General features: G+C 39.8%; 10 protein-coding genes. 5 read left to right on the top strand and 5 right to left on the bottom strand.

All coding sequences use genetic code 11. The features are described from left to right. Positions 1 to 186 precede the first annotated feature (186 nt). The 5 genes from metH to Q0486_RS13290 all read right to left on the bottom strand — a co-directional run bounded on the left by metH (position 187) and on the right by Q0486_RS13290 (position 5591). Complete coding sequence (gene metH, locus Q0486_RS13310) at positions 187 to 2946, bottom strand: methionine synthase (protein ID WP_299234289.1); 2760 nt, start codon at positions 2944 to 2946, stop codon at positions 187 to 189. A gap of 9 nt (positions 2947 to 2955) precedes the next feature. Beyond that, positions 2956 to 3417, bottom strand: a complete 462-nt coding sequence (gene smpB, locus Q0486_RS13305) for an SsrA-binding protein SmpB (RefSeq protein WP_235328590.1) — start codon at positions 3415 to 3417, stop codon at positions 2956 to 2958. 28 nt (positions 3418 to 3445) lie between these two features. Beyond that, positions 3446 to 4015: a YIP1 family protein gene (locus tag Q0486_RS13300; protein ID WP_299234284.1), complete on the bottom strand. Its 570-nt coding sequence runs from the start codon at positions 4013 to 4015 to the stop codon at positions 3446 to 3448. Positions 4016 to 4220: 205 nt separating this feature from the next. Then, positions 4221 to 4997, bottom strand: coding sequence for a hypothetical protein (locus tag Q0486_RS13295; protein ID WP_299234281.1), 777 nt, complete (start codon positions 4995 to 4997; stop codon positions 4221 to 4223). 84 nt (positions 4998 to 5081) lie between these two features. Beyond that, positions 5082 to 5591: a DMP19 family protein gene (locus Q0486_RS13290; protein ID WP_299234278.1), complete on the bottom strand. Its 510-nt coding sequence runs from the start codon at positions 5589 to 5591 to the stop codon at positions 5082 to 5084. 495 nt (positions 5592 to 6086) lie between these two features. On the opposite strand from Q0486_RS13290, the gene Q0486_RS13285 reads away from it, so the two are divergent. The 5 genes from Q0486_RS13285 (at position 6087) to Q0486_RS13265 (ending at position 16292) form a co-directional block, all read left to right on the top strand. Then, on the top strand, positions 6087 to 8438 hold the full coding sequence (locus Q0486_RS13285) for a DUF4922 domain-containing protein (protein ID WP_299234276.1): 2352 nt from the start codon (positions 6087 to 6089) through the stop codon (positions 8436 to 8438). Continuing rightward, entirely contained in the window at positions 8420 to 9736 is a 1317-nt protein-coding gene (locus Q0486_RS13280) for a SpoIID/LytB domain-containing protein (RefSeq protein ID WP_299234273.1), read from the top strand. The genes Q0486_RS13285 and Q0486_RS13280 overlap by 19 nt, the downstream gene beginning before the upstream one ends. A gap of 100 nt (positions 9737 to 9836) precedes the next feature. Next, the gene (locus Q0486_RS13275) at positions 9837 to 11111 is read left to right on the top strand and encodes an MFS transporter (protein ID WP_299234270.1); all 1275 of its coding nucleotides are present in this window, start codon (positions 9837 to 9839) and stop codon (positions 11109 to 11111) included. A 112-nt stretch (positions 11112 to 11223) separates the two neighbouring features. Next, complete coding sequence (locus Q0486_RS13270) at positions 11224 to 12015, top strand: hypothetical protein (protein WP_299234267.1); 792 nt, start codon at positions 11224 to 11226, stop codon at positions 12013 to 12015. After that, the gene (locus tag Q0486_RS13265) at positions 12015 to 16292 is read left to right on the top strand and encodes an AAA domain-containing protein (protein ID WP_299234264.1); all 4278 of its coding nucleotides are present in this window, start codon (positions 12015 to 12017) and stop codon (positions 16290 to 16292) included. The genes Q0486_RS13270 and Q0486_RS13265 overlap by 1 nt, the downstream gene beginning before the upstream one ends.

Below are 16292 nucleotides of genomic sequence, written 5' to 3'. Positions count from 1 at the left end.
AAACTAATTTTACTAGAATTCGATATAATTAAATTAACGTATATTCGAAATAAGAATAAATATATTTTTTCTGTTAACTAGTAAATGATAAGGTTATTAAATGTTATAATGCACAATTATAACTTTTAAACTTTTCTGAATCCCGTATTCCCATTTACACAAAATATTTTATAGTGCCATTAATAATCAATCCCAAAGTTTAAGTCTGTTTTCACGAGCCTCATCCAGAGATACCACATTCACCTTCTTTTCCTGATGAGCGTCAGTCAGAGCCTTATATTCATCATACAAATCTTTAACAAATATCTCCTTCAGCTCCGGATTAAGCAGCTTTGCAGCTACAGGAGCATTCTGCGACGCATCCTTCAGATGAACCACCGGGGCATGATATGCAGGTACAATCTTTAAAGCCGTATGCAATTTGGAAGTTGTAGCTCCACCCACTATGACAGGTATATCAAGTCCTGCACGTTCCATTTCCGAAACCGTATGAACCATTTCGTCAAGCGAAGGAGTAATCAGTCCACTCAACCCTACTATATCAACCTTCTCACGTATGGCAGTCTCTATAATCTTGTCTGCAGGCACCATAACACCAAGGTCTATAATCTCGAAATTATTACATGCCATTACCACACCAACAATATTCTTACCTATGTCGTGCACATCACCTTTAACAGTGGCAAGAAGAACTTTTCCTGCACTTGCAGCACCATCCTTCTTTTCCGCCTCAATATATGGCTGAAGTACAGCCACAGCCTTCTTCATCGTACGGGCAGTCTTGACCACCTGAGGTAAGAACATCTTACCAGAGCCGAACAATTCGCCCACATGGTTCATTCCGTCCATCAAAGGGCCTTCTATTATACTTACGGCATTGGGATACTTATCAAGAGCTTCGTTAAGATCCTCTTCAAGGAAATCGCTTACTCCTTTAACCAAAGCATACTTCAATCTTTCTTCAACTGTAGTTCCTTCACGCCATACAATCTTAGACGAAGAAGCCTGTTCCTCGGTCTGCCCTTCCTTTTCTGCCTTCAATCTTTCTGCAGTCTCTATCAGTCTTTCCGCTGCATCCGGCCGACGATTAAGCACTACATCCTCTATTCTTTCAAGCACATCAGCCGGAATGTCTGTATATAAAACAGATGTTCCCGGATTTACAATGCCCATATCCATTCCCTGCCGGATTGCATGATAAAGGAACACAGCATGCATTGCCTCGCGGATATAATTATTTCCACGGAACGAGAAAGAGAGATTGCTGACACCACCACTGATGTGTGCTCCCGGAAGATTTTTCTTTATCCAGCCTGTAGCGCGTATAAAGTCAACGGCATAGTTGTTATGCTCCTCTATTCCTGTTGCCACAGCCAGAACGTTAGGGTCGAATATTATATCGTGTGGATTGAAACCTACAACCTCTGTCAAAATACGATATGCACGTTCGCACACTGAAATCTTGCGTTCGTATGTATCTGCCTGTCCCTGCTCGTCGAATGCCATAACTATAACAGCGGCACCGAATGCCTTGACAGTACGTGCATGTTCTATAAACATCTCTTCACCTTCTTTTAGGGAGATAGAGTTTACCACACACTTTCCCTGCACACATTTCAATCCGGCCAGAATAACGTCCCATTTAGACGAGTCAATCATCACAGGCACACGCGCTATCTCCGGTTCCGACGCCATGAGGTTAAGGAAAGTAGTCATTTCAGAGGCTGCATCAAGCAGACCGTCATCCATATTGACATCTATCACAAGAGCTCCGTCTTCCACCTGCTTTCGTGCAATGGAAAGAGCCTCATCGTATTTCTTTTCGTTTATCAGACGGAGAAATTTCCTTGAACCGGCGACATTGCATCTTTCGCCAACATTGACAAATCTCACTTCCGGTGTAAGCTCCATAAGTTCGAGACCTGAAAGCCACATATACTGAGGTTTTGACACAGGTTTATGTGGAACAGCATCCTTTATCAGTTCCTGATATTTGGCTATATATTCCTCTGTAGTACCACAGCAACCACCGATTATGTTCACCAGTCCTTCATTGATATACTCTTTTACTTCCTCTGCCATCTGCTCCGGAGTCTGGTCGTACTGTCCCAAACTATTCGGCAAGCCTGCATTCGGATACGCGCTTATATAATACGGTGCGCGGACAGCCAGAGCTTCCAGGAAAGGTTTAAGCTGTTTAGCTCCGAACGAGCAGTTAAGTCCTACAGACAATATGTCTGCATGTTGTACAGAAGCAAGAAAAGCATCAAGAGTCTGTCCGGACAAAGTTCTTCCGGCAATATCAGATACTGTAACAGAAAGCATCAATGGTACTTTTCTGCCAGTCTTCTGCATAGATTTCTCGGCAGCCATTATCGCTGCCTTGGCATTCAGAGTATCAAAAATAGTTTCTATGAGAATCGCATCTACTCCACCCTCAATCAATGCTTCCATCTGGATGCAATATGCAGAACAAAGTTCATCGAATGTAAGCGCACGATATGCAGGATTATTCACATCAGGACTCATTGAACAAGTTTTGTTTGTAGGTCCCACCGAACCTGCCACAAACCTCGGTTTGTCAGTATTCATGGCAGTATACTCATCTGCCACCTTTCTTGCCAGACGTGCAGCCTCAAGATTTATCTCACGGCAAAGGTGTTCGGCATGATAGTCCGCCATCGATACCGGAGTTGCATTAAAACTGTTAGTTTCAATTATGTCCGCCCCTGCCTGAAGATATTTTCTGTGTATTTCCTCTATCACATCAGGGCGTGTAAGACAAAGCAAGTCATTATTTCCTTTCTGCTGTCCCGGAAGTTCCTTGAAACGATCTCCACGGAAATCTTCCTCTGTCAGTCCATATCTTTGTATCATCGTACCCATGGCTCCATCAAGAACCAGAATACGCTCGTCTAATAGTTGTTGTATTGATTTTGTCAGCATATACTATGTTTATCTCTTAAACATACGATCCATCATTCTCTTGTCATCTTTCTCTTTAAGCGTTTCACGCTTATCGTACTGTTTCTTACCTTTAGCAAGTGCTATAACCACCTTAGCCAATCCACGTTCATTGATAAACATACGTGTCGGGACAATGGTAAACCCTGTTTCCTGAATTCCACGCTGCAATTTGCGAAGCTCCTTTTTATTCAGAAGAAGTTTACGGTCACGTCGTGCAAGATGATTATTGTACGATCCATAGAAATATTCTGCGATGTGCATATTCTTCACCCAAAGTTCCCCCTTAGAAAAAAAACAGAAAGTATCCACAAGACTTGCCTTCCCTTGTCTTATGGACTTTATTTCTGTTCCGGTCAGCACTATTCCGGCTGTATATGTATCTATAAATTCATAATCGAACGAGGCACGCTTGTTCTTTATATTTATATTGTTATTGGTCTGATTCTTCATAATCAATCTTTCTTTTTATCTCCACTAATCAGCGAAGAGTTACAGACAATTTATTAAAAACAAACTCTATGAGAGACGGACACAACAGAATTACAATTGTGGCTACCAAAGTAAACAATGTAACCTTATCCTCACTAATTTTAAGAAATCTCCTTGTACCTTCGAAAACAACAAACAGTGTATAAATCTGAAGTATTACAAGAAGAAGTTTTAATGACAACAGACTACTGAGCATATCAAGCACAAATTTGACAGTCATGGAATATGCCACAAACACTGTTATCATGTCCTTAGACAAGTTTGTGTCAAACCATTTCTGCAACATCTTATCAATAAGATAAGAAGAGAGGAAAAAGCCTCCGAATAGAGCTACAGCAACTGCACAGCAACGTGTCAGTGCCAACTGAAATACGTCAGGAATAAATTCTTTTCCGAAAAATGTTCCGATAAATTCGCTTACCCCACAAAGTCCTATCAATGGATAAACAAAAGCCGACAACACAGATTTGGCATCACCTTCGGATGCAATCTGTTCCCAAGCCTTCGCTGGTGACGAAAGTATAAATAATGTCCTTGACAACAAATCCTTATAATTCAATTTTCCTAAGTTTTAAAGTTTGTAAGTTTCTGATTATCTTTACTAATACCTTTTGCCGCAAAACGGCTATTTCAAAATCAATTCGAACCGCAAATGTATAAAAAAACAATGATAAAGTTATTAATAATGACAAAAAAATAGAAACGGGCAGTAAACAATGTTTACCACCCGTCAACAACCAGTTATGAGAAAATATAGGGAAAAGTTAATTATTAGATTCTCCGTCTGGGAAATATGTATCAACGATATTCTTGTAATTTATTTCAATCTTACTGTCGTATGCGCTATCAACCAAATCTATAGAACTTGAATTCTGTTTGAATTTGATTATTATTTTCTCTGGTTTTGTACCTTCCAAAACATAGCTCAAATTGAAATGACGTGATTCAGTACCACAAGTCTTTCTATCTTTATTAATATCTGAATCCGCAACCTGATGTACCAAATTCAGAACCATTGTGTTATCATTCACATCATCATCATTTTCAGCTGTCGCTTTAGTTAAATAGAATGAATGTTGATCAAGTTCTTCATTTAAATCTTCCTGATCGTCTGAACTTTTATAAAAATAAGTCAAATCAATAAAGATATTATATTCATCATAAAATTTTACATTTTCAGAAACTGTATGTATAGAGACATTTGGCTCTTCGTCATATCCATAAGTTATGTCACTAATAGGCAACAGATATTGAATTTCAGCATCAATAGATTTAGTTTCATTATTAATTACAGTTGTTCTAGTATCATATTTATATGTTACCCATGCATATTCAGTATTAATATCTGAAGTTAATAAGCTTGAATTTGTTGGCTCAACAGTATATCCAGCAGCACTCTTAAAGCTATAAAAGCCCATAAAGCCATCAACTTTCATTATTTCAGTACCTGTAAAATAAGGATCCGGCTCACCTAAACAAGAACTCAATCCCAAAACTGCCATAAATGCGGTAAGCAATACCGCGAACTTTGTCTTCTTCATAAATATCTGTTTTTCTTTTTAAATTTAATAAACTATACAGTAAATGCAGTATAAAAGCAAATACTGCATGATATCTAAAAAAAATTATTCTATTTCTGCAAAATCTTCCAAATGTTCGTCCACATACCCTGCTATAGTAGCAGTTACCATTTCTTCCATATCCATGAACTTTTCCTCCAATTCATCGAAAACCTCATATTGTTCGTACATAGCCATAAACTCATCGTCAGTACGTTCTTTCTGCAAATCTGCCTTATTTGCATCATAAATGGTTTTTGCATCATAAATCAATTTGGCAAAATCCTTGGCACCAAACATTCTCATAGCCTTGGCAAAAGGATTTTCAAAGAAATACGGACCATAACCATTCTGAATCAGCTGTACAAAACCTCCTTCGAGAACTTCCTCACGAAAAATATGATATCCCAACAATGAATGCTGGAAACCATTAAGCAACGGCATAGTCTCAGCGTTAATCTCACCTCCGGTAACTTCAATATATTTATCTATAAAAACTTTGAGGAAAGCATCCATTCCTTCCTCTGCCCCTTTACGCAAATCCGCGTCGGACACCGCTATTTTCTTAACTTCCATAATTTATGTTGATATTTGTACAAAGGAAATATTTTTTCGCCAAACATACAATATTTATGTAATTTAAGTTTAGCTTCGTTGACTTTAACTTCGTTGACAACCGGTTCAGTTAGTTAATACATAATCTATCTTTACCATGTTGAAAATTTGTTTTTATCCTGATAAAATCTATAAACTACAATTTTGTTTCTACAAACAACAGTGTAATTTCTATAAACAATAGTGTCGTTTATAAAAACAACAGTATGATTTATAGTTTTTTTCTTGAAGAAAGCAATTTATTTTATACTTGCATTAAAGTTTTCAGAAGCGGTATTTGTTTTTTCTTAATCCACAATTACGGAACTTCATCATTTAAATACTGTTTAAATGGTATTTAATCGATACCTAATGAATAAAAATTTAGAACGCATAAACCTAAAAAATATACTCAATAACAACATATGCTACACCTACTTTTATATCTTTGCATTATATAAACAAAAAAGAATGACTATGAATAAAGACATAACTTGCTTCACCGTTTCCGAAGATGAAAGCATTGCAAGACATATAATGAAAGAATGCGACGGAGTGAAGCAGACTATAGCACTGAAAATCAACGAAATTAACTCTACTCAGGGGATAAGAAATATCTTACGGCAGGCAGACACGGATTTCATACTGATATACACCAAACCATATCCTATAAACCTAGGATATAAATCCATAGAGCGCATGGCAGACTATCTCATGGCAGACAATGCCGGTATGGCGTATGCCGATCATTACATCATGAAAGAAGATACACGTTTGCCTCATCCTGTTATTGACTATCAGAAAGGAAGTGTACGCGATGACTTCGACTTCGGTTCGCTGATAATGTTCAGAACTGATGTTTTCAGGGAAGCAGCCGAAAGCCTTTTGGCGCAAAAGGAATATTTATTCTCGGGACTTTATGCGCTGCGACTGGCTGTTTCGAGAATTGCTGACATTATCCATATCAGGGAATTTTTATATACAGAAGTAGAAGACGATTTGCGAAAATCTGGCGAGAAACAGTTCGACTATGTTGATCCTCGCAACCGTAGCGTACAGATTGAGCGTGAAGAGGCTTTTACATATCATCTGAAACAAATAGGTGCTTATCTCCCGCAAAGAAACAGACTGATAGATACCGATGAAGGCAATTTTGCATACGAAGCTTCGGTCATTATTCCTGTGAGAAACAGAGTGAAGACTATTGATGATGCAATAAAGTCGGTTCTGGAACAGGAAACGGATTTCAAATTCAACATTATAATAATAGACAATCATTCTACTGACGGCACTACCGAATGCATAGATAAGTATAAAAATAATAAGAATGTGAAACACATAGTTCCGGAACGTACTGACCTGGGTATAGGCGGATGCTGGAATCTGGGTATTGACTATCCTGAATGCGGACGTTATGCTGTACAACTAGACAGCGATGACCTCTACAGCAGTCCATACACACTGCAGACTATAGTGGATAAATTCCGTACAGAAAAATGCGCCATGGTTATAGGCTCGTACAGGATGACAAACTTCAGTCTGGAGACGTTGCCTCCTGGAGTGATTGACCACAAAGAGTGGACAGACGAGAATGGCCATAACAACGCTTTGCGTATAAACGGACTCGGCGCTCCACGTGCTTTCTTCACTCCACTGTTGCGTGAAACAAGAGTTCCGAACACAAGCTATGGAGAGGACTATGCACTGGGACTGGCTTTTTCAAGAAATTACAAGATTGGAAGAATTTACGATGTGATATATCTGTGCCGCCGCTGGGAAGGAAACTCTGATGCGGCATTGAGCATAGAGAAGATTAACCAGAACAATGCATATAAAGACAGTCTGCGCACTTTGGAGATAAACAGAAGACTCGGACTGGCAGAAAAAGAAGCTGAAGGATTCATTGCTTCACAGTTAGAAAAATGGGAACTTTGTCGCAAGAACCATGAAGCGCTGAAAGACATCAAAACCAAAAGTTTCAATATCGACGGAAACAATATAAAGGTACAGTTCAATCCGGCAAGAGCAGTATCTACACTGGCAAAACTTGACAAATCATCCATCGAAGCACGTCCATGCTTCCTCTGCATGCAAAACAAGCCTGAAGAACAGTATTCAATAAGCATTGATGCAGGAATGAAATTCAGCATCAGAATAAACCCATATCCTATTCTACCTGGACATCTGACAATTTCTTCGGAAGAACACATTCCACAGACACTGGCAGACAAGATGAATATGCAACTGCCGGGAAAGGTTCTTCAAAAAGTAGAGGATTATTTCGGACACGGATATGCCATATTCTATAATGGCGCTAAGTGCGGCGCATCGGCTCCGGATCATTTCCATTTCCAGGCTGCCAGAAAGGAGAATATTCCTTTTATTGCCCAATGGGAAGAAATCTTCAAATCGGCAGTCAAAGATGAAACTGTAGAAATGCAAAACGGAGATATGTGTACAAGTTTCTCAGTCAATGGCTATATATGCCCGATAAAAGCTTTTATTTCTAACTCTGGTAACATTGACACAGAGCTACTCAACAGATATCTGAACTCACTGACTACACATGAAGGTGAAACCGAACCACGATTCAATATGTTTGCATGGAGAGATACAGACGGAAAGTTTATAACTGCATATTTTCCGAGAGAAGCGCACCGTCCATCATGCTATTATGCGGAAGGCAAAGAACAGATATTTGTCAGTCCTGGAGCACTTGATATGGCTGGCCTTATAGTAACTCCACGCGAAGAGGATTTCTTAAAAATAACAGAATCGGACATAAAAAAGATTTACAAGGAAGTATCATCATGGAAAAACCATATATAAATGTAGGTATAGTAACGGGGAAAGAAATCTCATTTACTCTGAATGGCAAATACCTGACACAAGAGGGTGAAGTCATAACGGGAAAGCTTAAAGCATCTGCAACTGGGAATGGGGAAATCTCATTTGGTACAAAAAAAACTGAGTCCATAGAACTCACTCCGGAAGACAACAACTGTTCGTTTACACTTCATAATGTAACAATAGGTATCTCCTATCATTGGGAAAGGCAGGAGGAGCAGACTTTCACCGGGAAATTAAAACTGATTACAGATGGAGATAATGTGATAGCCATAAACATATTGCCTGTTGAGGATTATCTGGTGAGTGTGATTTCTTCAGAAATGAGCGCCACGTCATCGCTGGAATTCTTGAAATCGCATGCGGTAATATCGCGTAGCTGGCTTCTTGCACAAATTGAAAACCGAGACAGGAAAAACATACATAAATCTTCACAGCAAAATTCCACAAAAGATGAAAACTGTATAATAAGATGGTACGACCGTGAGGATCATAAACTTTTCGATGTATGTGCCGACGACCACTGTCAGAGGTATCAGGGAATCACAAAAGCATCAAACCCGTCTGTAGCAAAAGCAGTGAAAGAGACTGAGGGTATGGTACTTATGTATAGTGATGAAATATGCGACGCGAGATTTTCAAAATGTTGTGGAGGTATTTCGGAAACATTCGATACCTGCTGGGAAGATAAGGATTATCCGTATCTGCAACCTGTCATTGACAATTCTGAAAACAATGATATACCGGGCCTCAGTATTGAAGAGAATGCCGAAAAATGGATTCGTACCACTCCTGCAGCATTCTGCAATACGCACGATGAAAAGGTTCTGAAACAGATTCTGAATAACTATGATCAGGAAACTACTGATTTCTACCGTTGGAAAGTGAAATATTCGCAAAAGGAAATATCGGAACTCATTCACAGGAAGACAGGTATTGAGTTTGGAGATATTAAAGATCTCATCCCAATGCAAAGGGGAAAGTCCGGAAGAATTTCAAGACTTAAAATAGTAGGCACTCTGCGCACTGTAACTATCGGCAAGGAATTGGAAATACGCCGTGCTTTATCGGAAAGCCATCTGTTCAGTTCGGCTTTTGTTGTTGACAAGACAGAAGTTGCAGGCAGCGTTCCGTCAGAGTTTACTATAACCGGTGCCGGCTGGGGACACGGAGTAGGTTTATGCCAGATTGGCGCAGCCATGATGGGCGAAAAAGGTTATTCCTACGACAAAATTCTTTTACATTATTACAAAGGTGCAGAGATTAGGAAAGTGTATTGAATTATAAAAGACTACAGTTACATGTTGACAAAACCTTTATTGACAATATATTAGTTAGAAATAAAAACCTTGTCAACTCGTTAACTCGTCAACTAATTATATGAATGAAACAATAAAAACACGTTCGCCATGGACATGGGTACCTTCGCTTTATTTCGCCGAAGGTCTCCCTTACGTGGCTGTTATGATAATATCGCTAGTAATGTATAAGCGAATGGGAATTTCGAATACGGAAGTGGCTCTCTATACCAGTTGGCTGAACCTTCCATGGGTTATCAAACCGCTTTGGAGCCCATTCATCGACATCATAAAGACCAAGCGCTACTGGATTACCTCAATGCAATTGCTGATAGGTGCAGGACTGGCAGGAATAGCTTTCACCATTCCTACCGATTCATTTCTGCAAACCACTCTAGCGATATTCTGGCTAATGGCATTCAGCTCAGCCACTCACGATATAGCAGCCGACGGATTCTATATGATAGGACTTTCGCAACACGAACAGGCACTGTTTGTAGGAATAAGGAGTACCTTCTATCGTCTTGCCACAATAACCGGACAGGGCGGACTTATCATGCTTGCCGGTTATCTGGAAAGTAGCAGTGGAAATATCAGCCGGGCATGGAGCATTACTTTCTATATCTTGTCGGGTCTGTTCATAGGCCTGTGGCTTTACCACAGATATATCCTACCCCGTCCCTCTTCAGATATAAAAATAAGCAACAGCAATTCAGAAGGCATTCTGTCGTCATTCATAGGTACATTCCGCTCGTTCTTCAAAAAAGAACAGGCAGTCACTGCTATTCTTTTCATGCTCCTTTACCGTCTGCCCGAAGCCCAACTGGCCAAAATGGGTATTCCATTCCTCCTTGACCCATTGGAAAAAGGCGGTATGGGAATGACTACGGAACAGATTGGTTTCACTCAAGGTACCGTAGGAGTGATAGGTCTTACAATAGGCGGAATTCTTGGAGGTATCGCGGTTTCGCGTCACGGACTGAAAAAATGGCTCTGGCCTATGGTATGGGCTATATCACTGCCCGATATAGTTTATGTATATCTAAGTTTCTTTCAGAACAGCAGCCTGGAAGTAATAAATTTATGTATTTTCATCGAACAATTCGGCTATGGTTTTGGTTTTACTGCATATATGCTCTACATGATTTATTTCTCGCAGGGAGAAAGCAAAACAGCACATTACGCAATATGTACAGCATTTATGGCGTTAGGAATGATGCTTCCGGGAATGATAGCCGGATTGCTGCAGGAAACCATGGGATACCGTATGTTCTTTATATGGATTATGGTATGCACGGCTGCGACGTTCTGGGTTACATCATTACTGAAAATTGATAACAATTTCGGAAAGAAATGAGTATAAACAGAAAAATGGGACATAACTTGCTTGAATATTACCATAAAATATCTTTTTGATTTTTCATTTAAACATATATCTTTGTGACATAATAACAAAAAAACGAAACATTATGAAACGAAATCTATTATCAACTTTAATTGTAATTACAAATATATTATTAACAGCTTTCCTGGCCTCTTGCGGTGAAAGTTATGCTCCGATAACATTAGTCAGCGCTGACGGAAAGACTCATATTACAAATAACGACACCATATATATCGATGCTTTCACAGAAGGACAGGATTTCTACATCAAGGGAGGCAACGGAAAATATATACTGGAAAATCAGAACAAAGATATCGTCAGCTATGAATACAATGGAGAAAAATTATCGCTTACTCCAGTAAAGATAGGAAACGGCATTATGCGCATTACTGATTACGAGAAGAATGAAAGCAGATTTGTTATAACCGTTAAAAATCAAGCACGCATATTCCATGTAAATAATATCTCAACTGAAGTTATAGGAGGAGCATTGACTCAGGATGAGACAAAAATGATTGAAGAAGATATAACAAACAGCGCAATAATGAAGGCCGGAGGGTCTATAGAATTTACCTATACTGTAGAGGAACTTAACGGAGGTAATGTAAGCATATACCCACAAAAAGGCGCAAGTGCAGTAACCGGAATTTTCAGTCAGAAAGAATCTTACGATCCGGAAAACGGAAACAAGATATTAACTTTCGACATAACACTGGCAGGAAACAACAAAATAGAACTGGATCTGATTGATAAAACTGAAAACAATTACACATATAAGGTTCTTCGACATAATGTGACTGAAACATATCAGAGTCAGTATCCTAGACTTGAAAAGGCAACAATTGAATATATTCTGGAAGACTCAACAGAAAACTGATGACAGACAGACCGGAACATATAGATATACAGTCTTTTGATTTTTTTCAAAGAATAGAAAAAATACATACTCAGCCCGCAGCGTCGCAAGACAACCTGCGGGCTAAGTATATTTTGCTATATAAGGTTCTGCAACAGGCATGCTACGAACTAACCACAGGAGTGACAGCTTCATTTGCAAATATGTTCTCCAGACTGGACTTTATATGCAAGGAGAAAAAGATGACTCCTTCGGACAGATACGCCATACAAACTATGAGGCGTAACTGCAACTCGGCAATGGGTGATAAATTCCAGCCGGACATGAACGAATATCTCTACGACCTCAGAGCTATAGTGAGATTTATATCACTAGGTTTTGAAGAGGATATACCGGCATCCATAATTCCGCAGATACCGCATTCCAACCGCCCGTACAGCGGAATACGCCTTTCGCACATTCCTTACGTGAGAGCCTCAGTGAACAGCTGGAACGAGAATCTTATTTTCGCATCTACCGACAGCGATGAAGATCCGATGATAGTAATCAACTATTCCAAGGGAGGATTTAACGGCGACATGCTGTATCTGAATAATCTGCTTGAGGAAAACATGCAGATAAACCTGCTTGGTGTGAAAGTAGATGAAGAAAACCACTATATACCGGAACTGATAATACTGCATCCGGACTTTCTACTCGACATCAGTTCGCTGGCTTCATGTTTCAGAGAGTACGGACATCATCCGTTGAACTTTTTCATGAGCCGCATAAAGCCTAAAGCAAATACTCACCACATACTTATGGGTAACCTTGCCGGACTGTTTCTCGACGATTATATAAACGAAAGGAATACACAACCTGTGACATACGCAGGCAGTCTGAAGAAATTTTTCTCGGCTTCGGCACTTGATTTCTGTACCTGCCCTATACCTGACAATTTCCATACAATGGCACAGGCGCAGATGATTAATATCCGTTCCTTCGTAAACGATATTCTTCCGCACAGCATACCTTCGTTCGACAGAAACAAGGTTATGCTTGAAGCATCGTTTATATGCGAAAAGCTTGGTTTGCAGGGACGTGTGGACTTGCTTCAGAAGGATTTCAAGGTACTGATAGAACAAAAATCAGGCAAAAAGGATGAGTACAACAAAAGGCATAAGGAAGACCATTTCATACAGATGATGCTGTATCAGGGTGTTCTGATGTATAATTTCGGAAAGGCAACCGAAGATATGCAGACCTTCCTGCTTTATTCCAGATATACAGACGGACTTATTATTGAACACTTTACAGACAAACTCTTCCGTGAAAGTATCAAACTGAGAAACATGATAGTGTGCAACGAAATGGCTTTCAGCGAAGGAGCCATTTCGAAAGTGACAGAAGAAATTGATACAGACCTGTTGAACGAACTACAGGTACACAACAAACTGTGGACCGACTATCAGGAGCCTGAACTTTATAAAACGATTCAAACCCTGAAACACTGCTCACCACTGGAAAAGGCTTATTTCCAACGTTTCTTTACATTCATATCAAAGGAATCGGTACTGACTCGCACAGGCGGCAGTGACGACTCATCCAGAGGATTTGCCTCGGTTTGGAACACTCCGTTGACCGAGAAAATAGAAAACGGTAATATCCTTACCGGTCTGAAAATAAAGGATAAACGCAAGAGTTCTCCCAACAAGGGATATGACCTGATAGAACTCAGCATATCTGCTCAAGGAGATGATTTCCTGCCCAACTTCAGAAAAGGAGATATAATAATATTCTATCCATATACAGAAAAACCAGACGTGAGAGACGAAATTCTCATGAAAGGAAATATAACAGAAATAACTCCCGACAATATAACAATAATACTGAGAAACGGACAGCAGAACAAGGACATAATAGGTGGAGATAACGATACCTTTGCCATAGAACATGATTCTTCGGACGTTTCTTCATCGGCAGGAATAAGAGGGCTTTTCTCCTTCCTTTCTGCACGTACAGACAGAAAGGAACTTCTCCTTGGGGCCAGAGAAGCATCGTTTAATAAGGAAATAAAGTTGAACGGCAGCTATGGACGTTTTGATGAAATCATTCTCAAGGAAAAACAGGCAGAAGACTACTTCCTGCTTGTAGGCCCTCCGGGTACGGGCAAGACTTCGTGCGCATTGAGATTTATGGTTGAAGAAGCTCTTTCAGAAAAAAATACGTCCATACTGTTATTATCATATACCAACAGGGCTGTAGATGAGATTTGCAGCATGCTTGTTGATTCCGGAATAGCATCCGATACCCCTTTTATTCGTATAGGGCATGAAATGTCGTGCGACAAAAGATTCGAACCGTTCCTACTGAAAAATCAGTTGGAAGACTGTCCGAAACTAACTGATATCAAAAAGAGAATCTCGGATACAAGGATATTCGTAGGAACGACTACTGCCATAAATAACAGACTCAATCTGTTCGACATAAAGCACTTCGATATGGCAATAATAGACGAGGCTTCGCAGATTCTTGAACCAGACCTGATAGGAATACTCTCTGCCAGGAGTGGCAACTATAATGCAATAGACAAGTTCGTGCTTATAGGAGATTACAAACAGTTGCCTGCCATTGCACTCCAAAATACTGAAAGCGCAAAGATTACAGACCCTCTTCTGAATACCATAGGACTGTATGATTGCAGAAACTCTCTGTTCGAAAGACTGTACAGACAGAGTGATGAAAAAGCCAAAAGCGTATTGAGGAAACAGGGGCGAATGCATCCGGCAATCGCCGAATTCCCTAACACGACATTCTACAGCCGTGAGTGTCTGGAATGTGTACCTCTACCCCATCAGGAAGAGGAATTGCCGTATGCAAATATTCCGGAAAATCCGGATATGATAGAAAAGCTTCTAACTTCAAGAAGAATGATTTTCATCACTGCACCTACCCCGGAAAATATATCAGCATCATCAGATAAAGCCAACATAAACGAGGCAAAAATTATAGCCGCATTGTTGCAAAGAATCTATAGTCTGACGGAAAACTATTTCAATGCTGACAAAACGGTAGGAATCATTGTGCCATATCGCAACCAGATAGCAATGATAAGAAAGGAAATTTCATCTCTCGGCATTCCGGAACTGATGAATATCTCAATAGACACTGTAGAAAGATATCAGGGAAGCCAAAGGGACATTATAATATATTCCTTCACCGTAAGAAATACCAGCCAGCTGAATTTCCTTACATCGAATACTTTCCGCGAGGAAGATGCAATCATTGACAGGAAACTGAATGTAGCCATCACCCGTGCCAGAAAGCAGATGATAATGACAGGCAATCCGCAGGTGCTTAGTGCAAACATCACGTTCTATAAACTAATGGAATATATCCGCATGAACAATGGATTTATTGATACCAATACAGATGACTTCTGTAAAGGTAACTTTACTATACCTTCATACGACATGAACTGGGAAACGGAGGATAAATCATATTCCATAAAACCGGAATTTGAACATGTATTCAAGGACATTATAGAAAGACAATATTCGGAGAATGTCCATTTATCAGGAATGGATGTCGCACGTGCCAAGGAACTGATTTCATACGGGAGAACAGATTTCAACTCTTTACACGGCTTGAAAGCAGATGACTACGCCCTACTGTTCAACTTTCATGAAATGAGAAAACAATACTCGGCTGCCATGGCAATGTACGAGGACTGTGGAAACTGGCTGAGGAATGCCATACGCAATGTTTCGGGCAGAGTGGTATTCTGCGATATATCATATGAATCGGCTGCATCAGGCTTGGCTTTCATAGACCTGTGCAGGCAGCTGAACCATACGGATATATATTACTTGGGAATATACCCCACGGAAGAGATGGGACAAACGAGCGAAAGATTTCTCACCTCAGAAAACTACAGACACGTGAAATGGAACTTACATCCACGCATCACGTCTGTAAGTGACAGTTTCTGGAAATCACACTCCGTACTTCCTGAACTTGTTATATTCAATATGTCGAACATTATGGGCTGCATATCTCCTATTGAAGCAAGACATCTTGCCATGCACATAAACCAACTTGTACACGCACGTCCAACGAACCACTACATCACCATATACAGGGATGATGCAGGAAACATGGTTAACAGAAATTCATATATGGCATTCTGCAGCCATTTGGGGAGAGAGTTCATCAGCCTGAATGAGCAGATGCCAATGATAGCAAAATATTATTTAGGGAAAAACACTAATATTCCTGAATATAAGGAATTTATTTACGAAATAAAATCAAACAGATAA

The organism is uncultured Bacteroides sp. (assembly GCF_937912035.1).
In the GTDB taxonomy this organism is placed as follows: domain Bacteria; phylum Bacteroidota; class Bacteroidia; order Bacteroidales; family Bacteroidaceae; genus Phocaeicola.
The sequence above is the reverse complement of the archived record's forward strand: the minus strand, read 5'-3'. Positions and strand labels throughout refer to the sequence as shown.